The sequence below is a fragment of the Clostridia bacterium genome, assembly GCA_026414765.1.
Classification (GTDB): Bacteria; Bacillota; Clostridia; order Acetivibrionales; family DSM-27016; genus SKW86.
Genome location: JAOAIJ010000012.1, coordinates 39,281 through 61,402, shown reverse-complemented (window position 1 = coordinate 61,402; position 22,122 = coordinate 39,281). Strand labels below are relative to the sequence as shown.

The following is a 22,122-nucleotide window of genomic DNA, read 5'->3' as shown; positions in this document are numbered from 1 at the left end:
CGCTTATTCTATAACGATAATATATGCGTCTCCTGTCTCTGTACTGTCTTTCTTGATTATCCTCACCTTGTCCGCTTTCCTTATATCGGATGGCTTGACAATCTTCCCTTCCTTTAATACAACAGTATTTGTAAGAATATTAAGTGTCATATCCTTGCTGTCAATCCACATATGCTGGCTTGCATCGTATATTTTTGCACCTGTAAGTTTAAGCCCTGTAGGTTCCGATATCAGTGTACCTTCTTCGCCGATAGTGGCCCCGGTTATGTCATATACCTCTCCCTTTGCGTTGACAGTTCCATATGGTGCCGTAGTAACAAGCAGTGCATTAATACCGTCTGCAACTATATATACTGTGCGGTTTCCATAACTATCACCGCCATAATCCATGAAATCCCTTTGGTTTACTATACCCCCGTCACCTACTATACGGGTGTTGTGTGTGATATTAAACGTCTTAGGAGTATTCGAGTATTCCCAATTCAAACCCTTGAGCTGCGAAAAGGATTCAACCGTAAAGTTTTTTGTTTCATTAATCTGTTTTATTCTTGCGCGGTACAGCTGAACGGATTCTATATCGGAGTCGCTCCTGATCTGTACTACCCCTGCCTGATAATCTCCGTTGTCATAACTCCTGTTTGCCACCACATACGCATTATCACCCGCAGAAATACTGTTGGCGGAAACAAGCCTGCCATCCTTTACTACTATCGTTCCTTCACCGTTTTTAATCTTTTCCTGTTTTTTGCTAATACTGAACTCCCCAGCCCCGGGAAGCGCGTAGGAGACACTGTCGGTATAAGGCTCATCCTCGGTATCAGCTCCGTTTCTAAAGGAGATGAATACAGCACGTTCTTCCCCTCCATAATCCTTTTGTACTGCTATATAAGCTTCATTTTCACTAAGATACTTGCCTACTCTGTCCAAATCAATTTCTTTATTCCCAAAATACATTTTATATTCTTCACCCAAACGTAGTCCTATAAGACCCTTTTTATCAGTTCTTGACCACTGCCCGTTGTAAAACAGCTGCAGATTCTGAACAATAAGCTTGCCTGAGGTTTTGTCTATTCTGTTTACAGTCCCCTTATATATGTTTGAAATAAAGCTCTCATCACCTTCTATAGCTATTTCCTTTACTGTTGTAGCCTTATTGGTTATGTTAAGAAGCAGCCTTACCTTATCTCCGTTTTTCAGCTTGCTATAGTCCGTTATCTTTTTATCCGATAAAACCAAAACATTTTTATCTACGCTCAGAATCTGCTGTATGCCGTTATCATAGCGTACACCAATGGTCGAGCCGTTCTTTGAAACGATTTTACCGTATTTTACGGTGTAGTTGTCTGCCGCACTCAGAGACACCACATTGCCCTTTGAGTCAAGCTTCAGGAATACCGTGTCTCCGGCTTCGATTTCGCCTATCTTTGATCTTTTATGATTTTTGAATACTTCCAGGTCATTCTGATTTCCATAGTTGTATGTACGCAACACATATAAATCCTTCTTCAAATCCTTTCCCACACCGGTTCCGTTTTCATTGTACAGAGTAATATAACCAAGCTGGGGATTGTTTTCTTCAACTATACCCTTTACAACGTTGGTCTCTCCATCTTTGCCCAGTTCCAATGTTTTAATGCCCGTAACTATATTGTTTTTTACTGTAAGGATGACATATGTCTCGGGTGTTATAGATTTTATATCTCCTCTTTTTTTATTCTGAAGAACAGACACGTTATTGCTGTATGTATAATTCACGATTGCATTCTCTGATCCCATATCAAAGGATATGTTCATTTTCGAAAGGTCAACATCAGGATAATTCAACCTGATGAAAACCGAAGCATTTATTGAACGCTTGGCATTATCAATTCTGTTGATCTTAGCAACATAATATTTTGTATCATAGACGCTGGAAAGGACTTTGACAAACCTTACAGTATTATCAGGCGCTACAAGGTACTCTATCCTGTCCCCTGCAGCTAATAAATTACTCTTACCGACAATATTGTTTTTAAGTACTATCAGCTCTTTCTGTCCGTTTTCCAATACACTTCCTGTATTCTCATTCCTGTTTGAAATACCCAGACCTGACAGATATTCAATATCTACTGTATGCAGCATGCCATTGCTGTTTCTTATGTTATAAGTTTTCCTTATTATGTTCTTTTCAGAAAAGTCTCCTGTTTCTGCTATATCTTCTACTGTACCGGTCTTTCTCTCAATTCCGGAGGAAGGCAGTATCAGATCTTCCGAATTCCTGATTATCTGAACCATATTCTCTCTGGTAGCAGAACTTGCGGGTCTGAAATTCCCATTCCCGTCACTGCTCATTATGTCGTTCTGAAGGACTGCTTCTATGTACGGAATTTTGGCCGGATCTGCATTTTTCCAATCTCTGAAGCTGTTAAACACCTTTTGTTGTGCATATACAGGCTGGAGTTTAAGTGCTTTAGCCATCCAGAATGCGACTTCCTGCCGCTGAGCTGCCGCACTTCTGCGGAAGCTGTCCTGTTCAAGGGAAGACTGATCCTCCTCCATTGCGTCCTCATAATCCTTCTGGCTTATCAAGCCGTCATTGGAAGCCAGCTGTAGAAACCCGTCAGCCCACATGCTCAAAGGATTTTTTTTCTTTTCCTCATCATCCCTCGCATTATCAAGATTTTCTGCCAGAATCTTAGCTTCCTCTTCACGCCCAAGAGCTGTATATATATATATGATAGCATCTTCCTTCGATACAATTGAAGAAAGTCCGAATCTCTTACTGCCATTACTTTTTACAAGTCCCAACGCACCAGTCTCATATATTGCTTCTTTATTCCATTCCGAAGCATTCCTTATGTCTGTATAGCCTAGATTGTTCAGTATTACGTCAGCATTGCCGATTCCTGTATAAGCAAACTCCGCTATTTCCTCGGAGGGTGCAGCATCGACACCCGTACATACAAAAGTAAGGAAAACCGCAAGAACTGCAGCTAAAATCCTATTTATAGTTATTTTATTTCTTCCGCTTTTTTTCTTCATACTATACCCCGGCTCCAAATCTTCATACTTTTTGTTTGTTTCGAAATATACATATGTATTGCTTATTATCTGACTGTAATAAATATTCGTATGCTTGTACTAATTAATTGGTATAAGTTTATGTAAATGTAACTGCAATATATTTATCGGTTATACCGGGTATAAAGTTTACCTTTCCTGTATTACTAAATGTTTACTTTTTTGTTACAGCAATGCGCCCTGTGTTCAAAACATCCCCATAGTAGTCCAAAACTTCCTTGATTCAATCTTTGCACATATTTCATATTTTGCCTCAAACCAGCTGCAAAACGCAGAATCCACATTCTTCAAGAAGCATGCCAGCCCATTCAATGCTTCAACAGTTTTTCTGATTTTCGGGTCCTTGATATTGATAATAACGGTTCTTCCCTCAAGCAGCAGATAATCATCTTCAACAGCCTCTAGAATTGACTCAAATTCTTTTGTATCCTCCGAATTGTTGAGTATGAACTCTTTTTCTGCACAAAAGTAAAACAGGGCTTTTCTCACAATAAAGGGCAGCTTGTCCAGCTTATCCTTTACACCCACCATAAGCTGCTGAAATTTTTCATATTCAACCGGGCATTCTCCCCAATCAGCCTGTTCACTTTCACTTTTGTCAGTACTTCCGGCATCTATAGATCTTTCCGGGTTTTCCCGCAAAACTGTGCCGTTCAGTCTCTCAACCCCTCCGTACTTTACTGTAAAGCTATTTTCACTAAGATTTTTCAGTTCATTTATCCCCATCCTCAGCCTTGATACTTCTTCCTCTCTCTGCCTGAGTAATTTTTGATATTCACTGTTATTCCCATGCATGACTGGTTTCACGATATCCGTATTTCCATGGATATTTTGTACACCTTTTATCAGCTTGTTAACCTCAAAAATAAAAGTATCTCTTCTGCGCTCCCATCTGTTTATATCAAATTCGTTGATACTAAAAAACTTCCTGACCTGATTGTACAGTGAATTCAACTTGGGCCTATCATTTATAGCCATGCTTTGGGTATTGGAAACCACACCCTTCATATCATCAAAGCCAAAAGGAGGTATTAATATGGGAATATGCATATTGGTCTTTATCCAGGTTGCACCCATCTCACAGAGACATATCGGGCTTCTGTAAAAGTTGTTTGAAAGGAGGAATAAAACCAGAACATTTTCATTCAATTCTTCTTTCAGTCTCTCGATAAAATATTCACCAAGAGGAATTCCATAGCCTTCAAAGGAGGAGCAGAATATCTTTCCTGATGGCACTTCCATGTCCTCCAATAGTCTTATCAAATAGCCCACATAGCTTTTATCATAGGATGAATGACTAATAAATATCTTATTCACAGATCATACACCTCACATATGATACTTTTTTATACCGGTACTTCTGAAAGGATATAGCTCTTACTTGCGAAAAGTTTAAGTGATAGGAAAATCAAGTGTCTTCATAGATAATTTTCAATATAATTATACCATAAATATCCATTAATGTATATCAAAACTAATTCTCCGAATAAAAAAACGTCAGGAAGCCTTTGATTGCGCCCCTAACGTTATGTATCAAAATAATTCAATTTCCCCCCGCATTTTTTGCAGGATGTTTTTCCCCCCTGGTACCAGCCTCTCTTATCAACATGTGAAAGTCATTTATCCCTGATTTATTATTATCAATCTCTATTTCATAATCTACTTTTATTTCACCGCCGTTATCATTTATATCAACATTGACTTCATTTGCAAAAACCCCAATAGTAAATGCACCATGCACAGTATCATAATATGATACATGTTTTTGCCCGCGCTCAAAAATGAATTGTGTATTTACAGCGCCAAATCTCATGAGCGTTACTCTACCCTCGGAGATTTTCAACGTAGTGGTAGTACCTTCCATACCGGTTACTTCACTTTCCTTATATGTCACAAAATAGCTGCTGCCCTTTTTGTAGTATTTACCTTCGGTTAAAAGCTCCAGCTCGCTGACATCCTGGTTTACGGAAGTCTGAGTGCCTTTTACTGAAATAATAACGTTTTTATTCAAGGAAGTCTCCACTAAACACGCACCTCTCATTAATAAAGAGTTTATCCTGTACTAATATTTTTCTATATCTACCTTTTCTGCCGAGCACACATTCCTTTGCAAAAATGAGTTGCCCAATGCTTCAAATTTTTCCACACTGTCACTTGTATAATACCTGTATACCGGACTTATATGGCCGTCACGCTGCAAGCTGTCAGACATTACAATATCTTTTACCACTTTTGCTACCTCCAGGCCTGAACTCACAAGCTTTACGCCATCCCCCATTACTTGGGATATGGTTTTGATCAAAAGCGGATAATGTGTGCACCCCAAAACGAGAGTATCGATACCTTCATTTTTTAAAGGGATAAGGTATTCTTCAGCTGTTCTTAATGCAATGTCATTATCCCACCATCCCTCTTCTGCAAGAGGTACAAAAAGCGGGCATGCTTTGGAAAATATTTTGATGGAATTATCAATACCATTTATAGCCTTTTCATAAACACCGCTTCCAATGGTTCCCGGTGTTCCTATTACCCCTACCTTTTTGTTTGCAGTCTCCCTTACAGCAGCTGCTGCCCCTGGTCGGACCACTTCAATTACCGGAATATCAAAACAGCTCCTGACCTGCTCATAACTGTATGCACTTGCAGTATTACATCCGATAACGATCATCTTAATATCCTGGTTGAGCAGGAATCTTATATCCTGAAAGGTGTATTTTATAATAGTCTCCCTGGATTTTGTACCATAAGGAGCTCTTCCGCTGTCACCGAAATAAACAAGACTCTCTGACGGTAAAAGCTCCATTATTTCCTTCAAAACCGTAAGGCCGCCTAGACCCGAATCAAATACGCCTATAGGTCTGTTGTCCATTTATTTTACCCCCAACAAAATACAATTGGCAACGTACATTGACAATTGATAATAGAAATTTTTCTTTTGTTAATTATGCTGCTTTTAAACTTATCAAAATAATTTCCTATATGAAATAATTCATTTTTCAGTAGTTATGCTCTCATTCTTCGGCAGTATACCTTCACTGTTTATTATTATCAAGCATCAATTGCCTTCCTGTTGTCCTCAAACCTTTCCAGTGCAAGGCCTATTAGCCTGTCTATGAGCTCGTCGTACGGTATTCCCGACGCTTCCCACAGTTTTGGATACATGCTTATACTGGTAAAGCCAGGAAGTGTATTAATTTCATTAATGTATACTTTTCCGGTTTCCTTGTGAACAAAAAAATCAACTCTTGAGAGTCCGGCACAATCAAGGGATTTAAAAGCCTTTACAGCGTAATTCCTGATTTTTTGCACTGTTTCATCATCAAGGTTTGCAGGAATAACACATTTTGAATCATTAGCCACATATTTTGCCTGATAGTCATAAAACTCATTACACGGTATTATCTCACCGACTGTGGAGGCAACAGGCTCGTCATTTCCAAGAACAGCGCATTCTACCTCCCTGCCGTTGATAAACTCCTCAACCAATACTTTTCTGTCATACTTCACTGCTTTTTCCAAAGTCTTAATCAGCTCAGCCTTATTGTGAGCCTTACCGACACCTACTGAAGAGCCTGCATTTGAAGGCTTTACAAAACAAGGATATTCCAGTTCGCTTTCAACTTTTCCTATTATTGCTTCCATATCATTTTCTACTTGCTTTCTGCTGAAAACAAGATATTTGCCCTGGGGTATACCTGCTTTTTCAAATATAATCTTCGAATAGGCCTTATCCATACCCAAAGCTGCCCCCAAAACCCCGCAACCTACATAAGGCATAGCTGCTAGTTCAAAAAGTCCTTGTATTGTACCGTCTTCTCCATTGCAGCCGTGAAGTACGGGAAAAACCACATCGATTTTTTTGTCCATCTCTTCTGCTCCGGCAGCTGCAAATATATATCTGGCAGAATTGCCGCAGGGTAATTGTATTCCCTTTTTCACATTATCTTCAGCTTCCTTTTCCCATTCCCCACTGCTCAGTTTCTCTACAGGGCCGCTATATGTAAGCCACTTACCATCCTTAGTAATACCTATCATTACTACATCATACTTATCCCTATTTATGTTTTTTATAACAGATTCGGCTGAAACTCTGGATACTTCATGTTCTGAAGACTGCCCACCGAAAATAACCGCTACCCTTTTTTTGTCAGACATATATACTCTCCTTCAACAAAAAAATTAGACTTGTACCCAAACAGGAAAAAGACTTGAAAAAAGACTCAGATAGTACTTTGTTCAAAGCTGTATCAGCCTTTATATCTCAGTCTTGATCTTAACAGGTTTTACCTTATTGCCGCTATTACACACAACTTTATCAGCATATATTAATAATATGCCGCTTATTAATATATATTTTTAATTTTACTATTTCAGTACGGCAACTTCAAGTTTTTTGGGAAAATAAGAGTTCTTAAAACAGTGGGAATATATTCATACTACTCACTTTCTGCTTTCCTGTAAGATTCTGAAGGGGCTGATGCAAGCATTCCGTATATCTCAGACTGTACATTTCCCATATTATCAATGACGTAAGCTTTTGTACTTCCTTCTTCTTCTGAAAAATATAGCATATATTTACCTTCTCCCCCATCGATTTTGTATGATGAAATAACAGGCCCTATGATATCCTGTCCCTTTACCAGAGTTCTGACATCCCTGCTTTGTGAATTTACTGCCATAATCGACTTTTTCCCACCCTCTGCATCAGCTGTATAGCAAATATCAAAGTTTTGATTCTGCTTCCTGTTGGTAATACTCAATGCAGGCATTTCATCAGTTTTTGGAGTGTACCTGAACCGCACCATTTTCTCAACATGTCCATCAAGCTGCATTTTTTGTACACTGTAAGAGTTGTTTTCTTCCCTTTCAGCAAAAACTATTACAGCGTCATCAGAATAAAATAATGGATTATGTACATTATCGCGTATTTTCCGTGGCTTGCCCCCTTGTGCCGGTACACGCCACAGATCATGCATGTCAACATACTGGAATTTTCTGTTCAATCTTGAAGTTGAAAAAAGTAATTCATAATTACCCACCCATCCTACAAGGCTCCCTGCAGCTATGGAAATCTCCTTCTTTTGCTCAGGCTGTCCTTGTATAAAACCTCCGCCTGAGAACATACCTCCTGCCAGGGAATATAAATTTATAAACGGCCTTCCGAACAGTCCTCCCTGACTGATATAGGCCAGATGGGAACCGCCGTAGGAAGACAGTACAGGCTCGGCCTTATCGTTGAAAGTAAAATATACACCATAGTCTATATATTGCCCATCATCTTCATAAGCAAACATCCCGTTTCCAAGCATTATCGTACCGTATCTTTTGCCCGGCGTAAGCGAAACTTTGCTACTTTCATCGTCCACATTATCCCTATATATATTGTTCTCAACCTGGCATATTTCTTTTTTTAAGGGGTCCAATACTGCGAATACCATCGGTGTTCTGCCGGCTGAGGGGTTCTCCTCTCTCGAGTAGTCTTCACCGGGTTCCGGAGCGTTAACCGCAAATACAAGCTTATACCCGCCCTTACCAACGTGAACCCATTCAGGCAAAGTATTATAGTATGAGTTTTCATTTTTGATGATCAAAGCCGGTGATTTCGGCCTATCCTTTTCCGGGCCAAAATAAAATCCGAAAGCAATACTGATGCAAAGTATCAGTACTGTACAAACAACAGCTGCTGCAGATATTGCAACCGCCGAAAGCCGGGTTTTTACTCTCATATATTTTACCAAACCCTTCATATGTGGTATAGTAATTTTAGCACTATAAAACATAAAATGGAAGAGGGAGGCAGTCCTTTGACATATACTGATGCAGCAAACAGGGGAGCGAAAATAATAAGAAAGAATTTATGGCTTTTACTTATACCAGTAGTAAGTGATTCAGTAGTTCTACTGCTGAATTACCTGTCGTCAGGGGTATTTATAAATATATCGAAAATTCCCTCATTCCAGTTGAAATTTACTCTGCCTTCGTCATTGCCCAGCCTGAAGAATATAGTAGATGCTTTTCCAGACCTTATCAGCTTTAGTACAAATACCGGCTTCCAAAACTCCATACTGTCGCCATATACTACTATACCGGCACCGTGGAGCAGCCTATATATAGTTTGCAGTGTCCTGCTCTTTTCGATTTTTACAGCATTCCTTGAGGGCGGCTTCCTGGGCTGTATAGCAAACACATACAGAAAGGACGAAAAGTCGTCTATAAAAGATTTTATACATTTTGGCTGTCACTACTGGAACCGTTTCCTCGGATTAAGAGTAATCGGATACCTTGCCATAGCATTTGGTATAGCTTTCTTACCTGTAATTTTTGTTTACTTTTTTGTCGCGCTTTTGATTTTTTATTTGTCCTATGCACTCGTATGGGATGATGTATCTGTTTTTGAAGCTTTTACCAGAGCTGTTTCGAGATTCACTTCCAGATTAGGCAACAGCCTGGGATATATGATATATCTGGCATTTCTGCTGGGACTTCTCTCACTGGTGGTAATCCCGCTTTCCCGAATCAGCGTTTTTCCGGCTTCAATACTGTATAATGTATGTGCCTGTTACCTGATAGCAGGCATTATGGTTATGTATGCAGGAGAAAGGTCTGTTCCGGAAACAGAAACCCGTCCGGAGGATAGCGGCAGTTTTGACATAAGGGTTTGAAACACGCAAATCATATGCTATAATTTTATAAAATCGCATAATGGAGGTTATAAAAATGCCCTTTTATGATTTGAAATGCAAAAACTGCGGAGAAGAGTTTAACATAATGGCAAAGATGAGTGACAGGGACAATAAGACTATAAAATGCCCGAAATGTGGCTGCGATGAGCTTGAAACCGTGTTTAAGAGTGTGAATATAGTTCAGTCAAGGAAGTCCGGGGGTGGAGAATGCCCGAATATACACAAGTGCGGAGGCTGCTGCGGACATTGAGTAAAGATCTGAGACCGCCACGAACGGCGGTCCCTGAATTTACTGTTTCTCGCACCTTTATAGTAATCAGCCAGAGCTTTATAAGAATTATTTGAATAAGTGATTTTCCGATTTTTACAACAATTTGTATAAGTTAAGTCCTTTTGCCCATCTTTATGCCAAAGCAAAGAGTTCCTCATTGTATATACACAGGAGAGGAAATTGCCTCATTGCCGTCTGCCTGTTTTACTTTAATATAGTAATAATCACCAGTGGAGGTAGTAAGACTTTGTGTAATAACAGGATTCGTGCTGTTTGGAGTCCATGTATATATTGCTGTCCCGTTTTTGAACAGCTTCACTTCAGAAAATACTTCAGAGTTCCCGTCTCCTGCTTTTATAACTGCATCGTATGTTCCTGCACTTATGGTTGAACCCATCTGGGATCCGCTTATTTCAAGTGACAAGGTAATGTTCTTATCCAGCGTGGTAAAAAATCTTCTGTTTTGCAGGGCTTCATATATGGAAGCTCTTGTTTTGGCAGTTGCCAGTATTGCAAGGCGGTAGTCGTTTTCAGTCCCCCATGTGCCGCTGTGGTTATCATGTGCACCTGCTGCTCCTACTTTCCACCTGCGGGTGTTGGCTTCATCGAAATACCCTTTGCTCCCGTCGTTTGGATAATAGCCGTCATTGTAGTAATAGGTAGTGAATGGATCGTTTTTATTCCACAACTCCATTCCGACAAATTTGCTGCTTGGCGTTGTTGAAAAGTGGTTAAACTCACTTCCTATAGAATCCTGGCGTCCGGGGTGATTAAAGAATGCGACGCAATTTCTTGATGATAACCATGTTATCAGCTCACTGAAAGTATTTGTGGCCAGACTGGTACTCTTACAGTAGTCTGTTGTGTTGATGACTGCAACATGTCCATAGGTTGAATGAGACCACTCAAATCCATGTAATGCAACAAATGTACCATCCTGGTTATAAGTATCAGCAGCATTTTTTATGGACGTCCATTCTGTCGAAGATATGCTTTCAGCATGGTCGGCAAGGGCAAAAAAATCAAGGCCTGCAGTGTCTCTTGCATATGCATATGCCTGTGCAGGTGTTCCTGTGCCGTCCGACACATTTGAATGATTGTGCAGTGATCCGTAGTAAACGTTATAGTTGACAGAGGCAGCATTTGAGACATATTCAGCACTTGCCAAAACAGTAAACGTTACTACAAGCATTACCACAGTCAGCAAAGCAGTAATAGACGGCTTCAAGTGATTAACGGTTGATTTGCTTTTTGACATTCTTCTTTCCTCCTTAAATTTAGTTTAACAATATAATAACCAAACTATGTTAAGTGATTATTTTCAATATGTTATTTTATGGTAAATACGTAAACACCACCCATATGCTCTTGCGCTGGTACTCAGCTAAAACCTCTGCAGATTGTTGTCAATAATCTATAGTGTATCAATCAGAACGAGAACGAGGAGGAATTTAAATGAGAGTCGTACTTATAGGGGATAATCAATCTTTTTTGGCAAAGCTGGAGAGCGAGCTGAACAAGCTCCCCCAGATTTCAAGCCTTTTGATGGTGTCTGCTCCGTCCCTGTTTGCCGGAGAAATAAGCAAGCTGGAAGCTGATGCGGCATTTATTGATATGGATATACCCTCAGGGATAAAAGCCGCAAAGAAGATACAGGGAGAAAAAAGGGAAACGGAAATAGTATTTATGTTTGAAAGCAACCCTACCCTCATAGACATATGCAAGCTGGAGTCCATATTTTTTTTATCAAAACCACTGTCTGCCGTGCAGTTGGAGGAGACCATAAACAACCTTAATAAAAAAAACCCGGGATGTGCAAAAAAAATACCAGGCACAAGGAACTGGCCGCAAGTCTTCTCATACAGGCAGGGTTGCAGTCATGTATGAAAAACGCATATTGCTAAAAAATGAAAAGGATATTTGTTTCTTCCAGGCAGAAACCGGCAGGGTGTTCAGCATTATTAATAAAGCATCCTCTTTTGAAAACAGGCACTCGTTGTCATATTTAGAAAAACACCTGTCGGACAGGTTCTTCAGGTGCCACAAAAACTATCTGATCAACCTGGACAAGGTTCTGGAGGTAACACCATGGTTTAACAGCACGCTCATGCTGAAACTGGAGTCATGGGAAGGTACTGTCCCCGTCAGCAGGAAATATATAAAGGAGTTCAAGCAGATTATAGGCTGGTAGGATATGCATTTTGCATGCTATATTTGAACATTATCCCTGCTATTTGCATCTCAGCATGAAAATAAGATAATCTTATCAATTCTCATCATAATAATACTGCGATAGTTAACTATTCAAAACAATCTGAATTAGGAGGAAAATATAATGCAATACAACCTCAATATCAATTTTAAGAAGGAAGATCTTGCCGCTCTGTACGAAGCCGGTGAAAATATTACCATATTCAAACAGGTTAAAACAAACGGGATAGGCAGCAAAAATGTTGCATGGGTAAGCTTTAAGCCATTTATGAGTAATACGGTTACGTGGGAGGAAAACTATGCCTTATATTGTTCCAATAAGGTAGAACTGGACGACGGAACGGTGATAAATAAGATGTCCCACGAGAACGATGTAGTTGACCAGAAATGCTATCCGTTTGAGAAGGCCATATTCCAGAAAAGGACAGAACCTCCACCGGAAAAGCCTCTCACCGGCGGTCAGTTCATGGTTCTCAATAAAGACTCGGCTTATAATAGTCTGACCTTTGGTATGGCACAGGATGTCATTGTAAACAACACGAACTATAAAGTAAACACCCTAAATGCAGCCGTAATACCTTACAATCAGTACGGTATTTTCACACCTCTTGAAAAAATAAGTGTCGTAATGCTTGCAAATACGCAGAACGATATGGTAATCAGCCAGGTCGGAAGTAAAACTCTGGATATAACATATTCAGGCAGTGACATAGAAAAAAATATCGTATATGACCAAAAGAAAGGTATGTTCGTATATGCCTGAGCCGCTTTCGACAACTTTGCCCTAAAACCGAAGTATCACCGGAGTTTTACAAGCCCTCCGGTGATGCCCTTTGTTCACAGGCCAGACAATTATTTCATGTGGAGGACATATAAATGAAAACCCGATTGATTATTTGGAATGATAATCATAATCATACTACAGGTCAGAAATATGCAGCAGCATTATGCGAACGGAGTGCCAGCTGCGTAAATATCCAGGCAAATGGGTTGGATGATATCACAACGCAAATAGCACGTTACCAGCGGCGAGGAAATGAATTTTCGCAGGTGATTATCGCTACCCACGGAACAGCAAATTCTTTCCAGATCTCTTCCGATAACGGAAGAGATCCCGTTGTCCGAGTAGGATATGGTGCCGGAGACATACCGCCGAGAGCTTTTATAAATGCAATAAATCCATATATTCTGCCGAACTCCTCCCTCATCATCCTCGCCTGCCAGGTAGCGTCAGACGGGGACAGGTCGATATTCATGGAAGATCTGTCTTACTACGGAGATGGACCGCGTGTACACTTCATATATGCCTGTACAGACACCGTATTCCTCTATCCCGACAGGCCAGCTGCCACAACAATTGGAAGCGTTTTGCGCCTTAACCACGATAGACTGGATGTAGTTCAACTAAACATACACCGTCCTAACGAGCTGGAAATTGATATCCCGAGTTATACTATTTGAAGAGCAGTATCAAATTATCCTGGAAGGGAGAAGAAACTGTGGGGACATATACGCTCACCGTGACTTTTAACCCGGAAGATCTTAGCATAATCAATAAGGCTGAAGAAAAGCTGGTCTTCGTAAAACTGTATGCAGACCCCACTCCATATACAAAGCATATTGTATGGGTAGCAGTAAAACCTTTTCAGAACAATGTATTTGAGTGGAGTCCTGAATACAGTGTTTTTTGCTCCCTGAACGATATTGAAGAAGGGAGTGTGATCAGAGTCAATTCAATAGCTCCTTCAATACCCGGAAAAAACTATAAATTCGCAGACAACATGTTTGAAAATCCAGTTTCACAAGAGGGGCTTGACCAGGAAGAATATATGATTACCAATAACCAGAGGGAGCCAAAAGGAATGGTTTTCGGCCTTGCCCAGAGTGCGCGTGCAAACCAGCAGTTGTATTCCCAATGTCCGACCACAGGAGTATATTTGCCCTACAGCCAATATTCCCTGTTTAAACCGGTTGAGTATTTGTGCATCCTGCTGTCCAGTCAGGTGGAAAACGGCAGTGTAATAAAGATTTACCAATGGCAATCTTCGATGGGCAGAACCAGTAACTCATACGTAAGCAGAGCTCAGAGCAAGGCCTTTAAGATAGCCTTCAGCAGCAACCAGACACAGAAAACCGTAAAATATAATGGGAGCAGAGGTGAGTTTGAGTATATTGCGAATTAAGGTGCCTGCAAATCAGATAAGCGTTTTGACAACATAGTGTTCCTGAGGATGTTCTTGTTGTTTTTGATCGCATATGCAACAGCTTTTTTTGTGCCCACAAGAACTACTGCTTTTTTAGCCCTGGTTACACATGTATATAGAAGATTCCTTTGCAGCATCATGAAATGCTGCATCGTAAAGGGAGCGACAACTATCCTGTATTCTGAGCCCTGGCTTTTGTGTATGGTTGTTGCATAAGCCAGGACAACCTCGTCCATCTCGGCTATATCGTATTCAACCTCATTATCGTCAAACAGTATTGTTACCGACTTTTCTTCTGTATCTATTTTTGTTATCTTTCCCAAGTCACCGTTGAACACGTTTTTATCATAGTTGTTTTTTATTTGCATCACCTTGTCGTTTAGCTTGAAGCTGATTCCACCGTATTTAATGCTTTCACTGGACTTGTTAAGAGCTTCCTGCAGCACTTGATTCAAGTTATATGCTCCCGATTCTCCTCTTTGCATGGGGCAAAGAACCTGGATATCCTTTATCGGATTCACCTTGAAGTAATTAGGCAGCCTTTTAAGGCACAGCTCTTTTATTTGTGATACTATTTTCTCCGGTTCAGCTTCTACATAGAAGAAATCACTTTGTTTTCCGCCCCTCAGATTCGGGAATTCCCCTTTGTTTATCCTATGGGCGTTAGTTATGATCATACTGTCCTGAGCCTGGCGGAATATCCTTGTAAGCCTTACCACACTTGCAACTCCCGAGTCTATTATATCCTTCAGCACGTTACCGGCCCCGACAGACGGAAGCTGGTCTACGTCTCCTACAAGCAATACTATAGTACCGTTTGATATGGCTTTAAGCAGGTTATACATCAGGATGATGTCAATCATTGATGATTCGTCTACGATGAGTACATCGCCTTCCAGCGGGTTATCCGCATTTTTGTTATAACCTTCCGGGGGCTTGTACTCCAAAAGACGGTGTATAGTCTTTGCTTCCATCCCTGTAGCTTCGGACATGCGCTTTGCTGCCCTGCCTGTGGGGGCAGCTAGTAAGACCTTAAGCCCCATTTTCTCAAATACCTTGATTATTGCAAGCGTTGTTGTTGTTTTTCCAGTTCCCGGACCACCTGTAAGCACCATAAATTTTGAGTCGGCAGCTTTCTTTATTGCTTCTATCTGTACATCGTCATAAGCTATTGACTGTTCTTCCTGGGTTTGAGAGATTATTCCGTCGATATTCAGATTGGCCGAATCGCTTCTCAAACTTGTTATTTCTTTTATTCTTTTTGCAACCCCTGCTTCACTGAAATAGAAGGTTGGAAGGTAGATTGAATTTTCATAGTCAAGTATAACTGATTTTTCAATAATCATTTTTTCTATTGTTGAGCTGATGTTTTCTTTCGTGAGCTCCAGCATTTTTACCGTTTCGGAAATAAGCTGCTCCCTGGTAGCAAAGCAATGACCGTCATTGGACAGCTCATTTAAAACATAAATGAGCCCTGCACGGCAGCGCTCGTATGAATTAGCGTCAAATCCAAGCTTTTGAGCTATTTTATCTGCGGTTTTAAATCCGATTCCCCAGATATCATCTGCAAGTTTGAAGGGATTTTCTTTAACTATTTTTATACTGTCATTGCCATACGTCTTATATATCTTTACAGCGTAGGAGGTTGATACACCATAGCTTTGCAGAAATATCATGACATTCTTGATTTCCTTCTGTTCCTGCCAGGCTTTTTTGACCATCTCAACTCTTTTGTATCCAATTCCTTCTACCTCTATAAGTCTATCTGTTTCTTCTTCAATAATCCGTATAGTATCTTCCTTGAACCTTTTCACAATCCTTTTTGCATTAACCGATCCGATGCCTTTAATCAGGCCGCTGCCAAGGTATTTCTCAATACCAGCCACAGTGGCAGGTACCATTTCAGTATAGGAATGCACATTAAACTGCTTGCCGTATTTGCTGTCACATTTCCAATCACCCTGCAGCTTTACTACAGAGCCGATATTGACAGCAGCCATATTGCCCACAACAGTAACAAGGTCCTGAAAGCCCCTGGACTTTATTTTAATAACGGTAAATCCGTTTTCCTCATTTTCAAATGTAATTCTCTCTACCATACCTGACAAAAATTCCATAGCTGATATCCATTTCTAATATGATTACTGGCTTTATAATAGATTATATCATAGTGAATCCGGCTTTTTCATATATTTAGGAGTTTTTCAGTGAAGAAAATAACACCTTTTGGAATGATAACACTAACATCATAAGATAAAGAAAAATACCACACTTTTACAGTGTAGGCACCAGAAATAACCCTTGATAGTCTACTGAAAATATTGTATTATTAAGTCGTATTCTGTTGTTTTTGATAAAATCTATGAAAAATCAATACTTGCTGTGTAAAGAGTAAACTTATTGAAAAATAAGGACACAAAGCCACGGGTCTAAAGTATATACTATGACAGCCGGGTTGCCAAGCGACAGGAGAAATACCTAACCGCAGCCTGGCTGCGGTTTTATTTTTTCATAACCCATTATTTTTCTCTTTAGCCTCACAAATGAAAAACTCATATAACGGAGGATTTTTGATGAACAGGAGATATGTTTCGGTTTCAGACTGCATTGAAGGTGACATACTCGCAAAGGATATCTTCAATCAGCAGGGAACTGTGATTGTATCAAAGGATACTGTCCTAAATAAATATATTATCGATAGGCTGAAGCTCTGGGATGTAAAGTACATATACGTTTATGGAATGCATGTAGCCTCAGATACAGACAGCCCTGAAGAAAAACTTGCCAGAATGGAATCGGCATACAGGTGCAGCGTCAGGGAAATAAAAGAGCTGGTTTGCAGCATAGCTGAAGGGCGGAAGCTGGATGAAGAAAAGCTGAACAATATTTCCAGTTCGATAATCAGTAACATTAATGAGACGCATACAATAATATCCCTTCTTGATAAAGTAAAAAGTACTGATGAATATACATATACACACTGTATGAATGTATCGCTTTACTCTATGCTCATCGGAAAATGGCTAAAGCTCCCGCAGCATGAAATAAAAAAGCTGATTTCTGCAGGACTGCTTCACGACGTGGGTAAAACCCAAGTCCCATCTGAAATCCTCAACAAGCCAGGGAGACTGCTTCCTGAAGAGTTTGACATAATGAAGAAACACTCCCTATATGGTTATGATATGCTGAAAAATATACGGCTGCTTGATCAGGATATAGCTTTAGCCGTTCTTCAGCATCACGAGCGCGAAGACGGTTCAGGGTACCCTTTAAGGCTGACAGCCGACAAAATCAGTATCTATTCGAAAATAATCGCTGTTTCGGATGTGTATGATGCAGTTACATCCGACAGGGTATACAAAAAGAGGGCTACACCTTTTGAAGCTTTCAAAATATTCCGGGATGAGTGTGTAAACAGCTTTAACTTAAGTATAGTCAATACGTTTCTGAACAACCTTGCATCATACTACACAGGAAGTAAGGTTATGCTCAGTTCAGGCAACATCGGAGAAGTAGCATTTATTCCTCCGAACAATATATGCAAGCCAATCATCAGAATACGTGATACATTCCTTGATCTCGCAAAAGAAAAGAATCTGGAAATAGCCTATTTTATAGACTGCTGATTCTTTAGCACAATAAAGGAAATCGAAGAAAAATTTTAGACAAGGTATATGGCATGAAATATAACCAATATCTTGTTTTTTTTTGCAAAAACCACAAAATTGGATGGTTAAAAAAAGTACCAATTGGATGTTTATTTTAATAGTATAATGTTGTAAAATATAATTGGATTAGTCCAAATACAAAAAAAGAGTGGTGTACCTATGAATATTAAAATTGACAGAGATTCTAAGATACCGGTATATATCCAAATAAGAGACCAAATAAGATCCATGATTCTGGATAACAGTCTTACCGCAGGCTGTATATTGCCTCCAGAAAGAAAGCTGGCAGACAGTATGGGAATAAACAGAAGCACTGTACTAAATGCTTACAGGGAGCTTAAAGCCGATGGCCTTGTAGACTCACATGTAGGAAAGGGTACTATTGTACTCTCACATCTGTCACAAGTTTCCAATGAATATGGGGTCTACGAACCTCCGGTATGGCGGCAGTTTTTCAGCCAGATGGCAGAACGGTCAGGCGGGCCGCTTTTAAGAGAACTTCTGGAGGCTGCAAACAGAGATGATGTTATTTCTTTTGCAGCAGGCATTTCATCTTATGAAACAGACCCGGTAGAAGCCCTCAGAGGTATTGAAGCAGAGCTTTCAGAGCAACCCGGACATTTCGCACTCAAACACACGCCCACAGAGGGGTTTTCGGGCTTAAGGGAAAGTATAGCCGGGCTTATGCAAAAAAAGGGTATAGGATGTACCGCTGAAGAAGTGCTTGTTCTCTCCGGTTCCCAGCAAGGCATAGATCTGGCGGCAAGAGTATTTATCGACCCCGGCGATGTAGTCATTGTCGAAGAGCCTTCCTTCTTCTGCGCGCTTCAGATCTTCCAGGCAGTCGGCGCAAGAGTTATCGGTATTCCTGTTGACTATAACGGAATGAGAGTAGACCTTCTGGAGCAGGCTCTTCAAAGATATCGCCCCAAATTCATCTATACCATGCCCACTTACCAGAATCCATCAGGCGTAAGCATGAGTCTGGAAAGAAGGAAAGCACTCATCGAGCTGGCATATAGAAAAAAAACTCTTATTCTGGAGGATGATCCCTACGGAGAACTCCGGTTTGAAGGAGGCAGAATTCCGACACTGAAGGAATTGGATAAATATGGATATATAATATATTTGAGTACTTTTTCCAAGATTTTGTTCCCCGGTATAAGGATTGGATGGATGGTAGCTCCAAAGCCTGTAATCAGTCAATTTTCAATGGTGAAGCAGATGTCCGACCTTCATGCCAACAGCATATCGCAATGGCTTGTAGACAGGTTTATACGAAGCGGTCTGCTCGAACCCCACCTGAAAAAAATCTGCTGCGAGTATCGCGAGAAAAGAGACATAATGATCGACGCTCTTCTCGAATATCCACAGGAGGAGCTTGTATGGAACAAGCCCCTCGGAGGATTTTATCTTTGGTGCAGGCTGCCGGAGGAAATACCGCACTCATCTCTTCTTGCAAAAGCAGCAGAAAACGGAGTCGTATATGTACCAGGTACTACCTTTTACATAGGAGCAAGGGGAGGAAACTACATCAGGCTGAACTATACTTATCCGGACAAGGATAGTATCAGACCGGGTATACAGCGATTATGCAAATCCATAACTGAAACCCTGTCCGGCATAACAAATTCAAAGAAACTGAAACTTATTGAAATCAGGCCTATTGTTTAAAAGCATCACCGGTCTGAAGAAAGGCAGGACAACTATATGAAAACTTTTAACTTTGCAAAACGTATGGAAAACATCAGAGCATCTGAGATCAGAGAGCTTCTAAAAATAACGGAAAATCCCGAGATCATATCCTTCGCCGGAGGCCTCCCGGCTCCGGAGCTTTTTCCTACCGAAGAGCTGGCTGCAATATCTGTAAAAGTGCTACTTGAAGAAGGCCAAAAAGCTCTTCAATACTCTACTACGGAGGGTTATATCCCATTGAGGAAAAAAATCGCCGGCAGGATGAACAGGATATTCAAAACTTCTGTCAGCTCAGACGAGATCCTGATCACCAATGGCTCTCAGCAAGCACTTGATATGATAGGCAAGGCTTTCATCGATGAAGGAGATGCAATTTTTTGTGAAAGTCCCTCCTACATGGGTGCTTTGAATGCATTCAGGGCTTACGGCCCGAAATTTGTAGAAGTCCCCACAGACAGTCAGGGTATGCTGCCGGAAGAGCTTGACAGAGCCCTGTCTGCCAATCCGTGTAAAAAACTGATTTATGTCATACCCGACTTCCAAAATCCTACAGGAAGGACATGGTCTGTAGAAAGAAGAGAAGCTCTTGCCGTACTGGCAGAAAAGCACAAAGTTATTGTAGTGGAGGATAATCCATACGGCGAATTGAGCTTCGATGGCAAAATCCAACCGTCGGTAAAATCAATGGATAAAAACGGAAAGGTCATCTATCTAGGTACGTTTTCAAAAACCTTTTGCCCCGGAATGCGCATCGGCTGGGCAGCAGCCGAAGCAAGGATTATAGAAAAACTTGCTCTGGTAAAGCAGGGCGCCGACCTCCACACCTCCACCATAAGCCAGATACAGCTAAACCGGTATTTGGAGGAATACAACCTGGATGAACGGATTCTAAAGCTCCGTGAGGTTTATAAGTTGCGCAGAGATACAATAGTTGAAGCTATGGAAAAATATTTTCCGTCTTATGCGAAATTCAACAGACCCGGCGGAGGGCTCTTTACCTGGGCTGAGCTTCCTGAGTGCATAAACAGCAGAGCCTTGCTTAAAAGAAGTCTTATAACGGGAGTTGCTTTTGTTCCCGGTGGTTCTTTCTTCCCATGCATCCCAAAAGAAAATACTATGAGAATAAACTATTCAAACATGCCAGAGGAAAGAATCGTAGAGGGCATCAGACGATTGGGCTCCTGCATTGAAGAAATGTATAATTCACATAATTCAACTCCAACGGAGATAAATAAACATGGATATCAGGTTTGAACGGATGACAGCCGAATACCGTAAAGAAGTAATGGGCATATTCAATCATTATGTAGAAAACAGCTTCTCAGTATATCCTGAAAATGTACTGCCTTATGAATTATATGGGATGTTTCTGTATCTATAACAAGCATCCAACCAGGGCTTGCTGCATGCAGGGTCCCTGGTTGGATACAAAAAAAATAAGCCTGTCAGGCTTATTCTAAAAAGTATCTTTATTCAAGGGGTTCGCCATCGAGCTGCTCTATAACATCTTCATCCCCAAAAGCGCCGCTTGCGTCATCCTCCAGCATTTCTTCACTGTCCCCGGTTTTTGTTCCATCCTTCTTGTCATCCTTTTTCTTTTCATCTGTTTTCTTTGTGTCTTTTTCTGTACCATCCTTTTTTATATCTTTCGCATCAGTTGTTGTAACAGAGCTTGGAGTGGCTATTTCCCTGCTTATTAAAGATTCTGTCCTTGGGAACGGGACGTCGAACTGGAAATTACCCTTGAACTCCTTTGTTTTCTTTCCGTTAATGGTAAATCTTACTTTTTGAATTTCCTTCAATTCGGTAAGCGAATTAACTATGGAATAAATAGTAAGCCTTTCTGCATCTTTGCCTCCGGGATGCTTACTAATAAAATCATTATTGAAATCAACAGTTGCTGTTGCTGTTTCGGTATCTACCTTTACCTTTGAAGCAAGCTTAGCTTCCTTCGGAACTGTGGCTTTCAGTCCGCTATCCTTGCTTGGTCCGTTTATGAGCTCGGTTACTATCACGTTTGCCAGGTTGCTTACACTTTTCTTTGCTTCGCTCATTGGAATATACCTTATTTCCAACTTAAGCTTCTTATTTTCCGCATTGGCAAAGTAAAGGCGTATCTGAGTATTATCACTAAGTTTTTTTGCTTCATCCTCGCCTATAGCAATACTGCTTACCGGGCGAAGTTCATCATTATCGCTCTCCTGCAATCCGAGCTTTTGTAGTATAGCGCATCCTGAAAATACAGTAATTATCATAAAACATACAACAGCAATACTTACAACCTTTCGCATTATCTGGCCACCTCACAATAAAATCTTTTATACGATATT

Annotated in this window: 20 protein-coding genes and 1 riboswitch; of the genes, 11 read left to right on the top strand and 9 right to left on the bottom strand. The window is 40.5% G+C overall.

Annotated features, from left to right (window positions below):
- Positions 1 to 3 precede the first annotated feature (3 nt).
- The 6 genes from N3I35_03160 to N3I35_03135 all read right to left on the bottom strand — a co-directional run bounded on the left by N3I35_03160 (position 4) and on the right by N3I35_03135 (position 8,786).
- Complete coding sequence (locus N3I35_03160; protein MCX8129082.1) at positions 4 to 3,021, bottom strand: S-layer homology domain-containing protein; 3,018 nt, start codon at positions 3,019 to 3,021, stop codon at positions 4 to 6.
- A 225-nt stretch (positions 3,022 to 3,246) separates the two neighbouring features.
- Entirely contained in the window at positions 3,247 to 4,377 is a 1,131-nt protein-coding gene (locus N3I35_03155) for a toll/interleukin-1 receptor domain-containing protein (protein ID MCX8129081.1), read from the bottom strand.
- 226 nt (positions 4,378 to 4,603) lie between these two features.
- Positions 4,604 to 5,071 carry a DUF1934 domain-containing protein gene (locus N3I35_03150; GenBank protein ID MCX8129080.1) on the bottom strand — a complete coding sequence of 156 codons (468 nt, stop codon included), beginning with the start codon at positions 5,069 to 5,071 and terminating at the stop codon, positions 4,604 to 4,606.
- 51 nt (positions 5,072 to 5,122) lie between these two features.
- Complete coding sequence (gene murI / locus N3I35_03145; GenBank protein MCX8129079.1) at positions 5,123 to 5,929, bottom strand: glutamate racemase; 807 nt, start codon at positions 5,927 to 5,929, stop codon at positions 5,123 to 5,125.
- A 179-nt stretch (positions 5,930 to 6,108) separates the two neighbouring features.
- The gene (locus N3I35_03140) at positions 6,109 to 7,215 is read right to left on the bottom strand and encodes a D-alanine--D-alanine ligase (protein ID MCX8129078.1); all 1,107 of its coding nucleotides are present in this window, start codon (positions 7,213 to 7,215) and stop codon (positions 6,109 to 6,111) included.
- Positions 7,216 to 7,496: 281 nt separating this feature from the next.
- A complete protein-coding gene (locus N3I35_03135; protein ID MCX8129077.1) occupies positions 7,497 to 8,786 on the bottom strand; it encodes a hypothetical protein in 1,290 nt (429 codons plus the stop codon).
- A 78-nt stretch (positions 8,787 to 8,864) separates the two neighbouring features.
- Here N3I35_03135 and N3I35_03130 point away from each other — a divergent pair, with 78 nt between their 5' ends.
- Both N3I35_03130 and N3I35_03125 read left to right on the top strand, forming a co-directional pair.
- On the top strand, positions 8,865 to 9,722 hold the full coding sequence (locus N3I35_03130) for a hypothetical protein (GenBank protein ID MCX8129076.1): 858 nt from the start codon (positions 8,865 to 8,867) through the stop codon (positions 9,720 to 9,722).
- Positions 9,723 to 9,777: 55 nt separating this feature from the next.
- On the top strand, positions 9,778 to 9,993 hold the full coding sequence (locus N3I35_03125) for a zinc ribbon domain-containing protein (GenBank protein MCX8129075.1): 216 nt from the start codon (positions 9,778 to 9,780) through the stop codon (positions 9,991 to 9,993).
- A gap of 175 nt (positions 9,994 to 10,168) precedes the next feature.
- Here the strand turns inward: N3I35_03125 and N3I35_03120 are convergent, their stop codons facing one another.
- Positions 10,169 to 11,272, bottom strand: a complete 1,104-nt coding sequence (locus N3I35_03120) for a CehA/McbA family metallohydrolase (protein ID MCX8129074.1) — start codon at positions 11,270 to 11,272, stop codon at positions 10,169 to 10,171.
- 197 nt (positions 11,273 to 11,469) lie between these two features.
- On the opposite strand from N3I35_03120, the gene N3I35_03115 reads away from it, so the two are divergent.
- The 5 genes from N3I35_03115 (at position 11,470) to N3I35_03095 (ending at position 14,408) form a co-directional block, all read left to right on the top strand.
- On the top strand, positions 11,470 to 11,901 hold the full coding sequence (locus N3I35_03115; protein MCX8129073.1) for a hypothetical protein: 432 nt from the start codon (positions 11,470 to 11,472) through the stop codon (positions 11,899 to 11,901).
- A complete protein-coding gene (locus tag N3I35_03110) occupies positions 11,894 to 12,205 on the top strand; it encodes a LytTR family transcriptional regulator DNA-binding domain-containing protein (protein ID MCX8129072.1) in 312 nt (103 codons plus the stop codon). The genes N3I35_03115 and N3I35_03110 overlap by 8 nt, the downstream gene beginning before the upstream one ends.
- Positions 12,206 to 12,349: 144 nt before the next feature.
- Positions 12,350 to 12,988 carry a hypothetical protein gene (locus N3I35_03105; protein MCX8129071.1) on the top strand — a complete coding sequence of 213 codons (639 nt, stop codon included), beginning with the start codon at positions 12,350 to 12,352 and terminating at the stop codon, positions 12,986 to 12,988.
- Positions 12,989 to 13,101: 113 nt separating this feature from the next.
- The gene (locus tag N3I35_03100; GenBank protein ID MCX8129070.1) at positions 13,102 to 13,686 is read left to right on the top strand and encodes a hypothetical protein; all 585 of its coding nucleotides are present in this window, start codon (positions 13,102 to 13,104) and stop codon (positions 13,684 to 13,686) included.
- Positions 13,687 to 13,724: 38 nt separating this feature from the next.
- On the top strand, positions 13,725 to 14,408 hold the full coding sequence (locus tag N3I35_03095; protein ID MCX8129069.1) for a hypothetical protein: 684 nt from the start codon (positions 13,725 to 13,727) through the stop codon (positions 14,406 to 14,408).
- On the opposite strand, the gene N3I35_03090 is transcribed toward N3I35_03095, so the two are convergent.
- Positions 14,405 to 16,546 (bottom strand): ATP-dependent RecD-like DNA helicase, encoded by a 2,142-nt coding sequence (locus tag N3I35_03090; protein ID MCX8129068.1) that lies wholly within the window; start codon positions 16,544 to 16,546, stop codon positions 14,405 to 14,407. The two genes, N3I35_03095 and N3I35_03090, sit on opposite strands and share 4 nt — an antisense overlap.
- A 263-nt stretch (positions 16,547 to 16,809) precedes the next feature.
- Positions 16,810 to 16,892: riboswitch (cyclic di-GMP riboswitch) on the top strand.
- A 110-nt stretch (positions 16,893 to 17,002) separates the two neighbouring features.
- Between N3I35_03090 and N3I35_03085 the strand changes: the two genes are divergently transcribed.
- From N3I35_03085 to N3I35_03070, 4 genes are all read left to right on the top strand, one after another.
- A complete protein-coding gene (locus N3I35_03085) occupies positions 17,003 to 18,055 on the top strand; it encodes an HD-GYP domain-containing protein (protein MCX8129067.1) in 1,053 nt (350 codons plus the stop codon).
- A gap of 201 nt (positions 18,056 to 18,256) precedes the next feature.
- A complete protein-coding gene (locus N3I35_03080) occupies positions 18,257 to 19,771 on the top strand; it encodes a PLP-dependent aminotransferase family protein (GenBank protein MCX8129066.1) in 1,515 nt (504 codons plus the stop codon).
- A 36-nt stretch (positions 19,772 to 19,807) separates the two neighbouring features.
- Positions 19,808 to 21,046 (top strand): PLP-dependent aminotransferase family protein, encoded by a 1,239-nt coding sequence (locus N3I35_03075; GenBank protein ID MCX8129065.1) that lies wholly within the window; start codon positions 19,808 to 19,810, stop codon positions 21,044 to 21,046.
- On the top strand, positions 21,030 to 21,173 hold the full coding sequence (locus N3I35_03070; GenBank protein ID MCX8129064.1) for a hypothetical protein: 144 nt from the start codon (positions 21,030 to 21,032) through the stop codon (positions 21,171 to 21,173). The genes N3I35_03075 and N3I35_03070 overlap by 17 nt, the downstream gene beginning before the upstream one ends.
- A gap of 88 nt (positions 21,174 to 21,261) precedes the next feature.
- Here the strand turns inward: N3I35_03070 and N3I35_03065 are convergent, their stop codons facing one another.
- Positions 21,262 to 22,083, bottom strand: a complete 822-nt coding sequence (locus tag N3I35_03065) for a GerMN domain-containing protein (GenBank protein MCX8129063.1) — start codon at positions 22,081 to 22,083, stop codon at positions 21,262 to 21,264.
- Between the last annotated feature and the right edge of the window lie 39 nt (positions 22,084 to 22,122).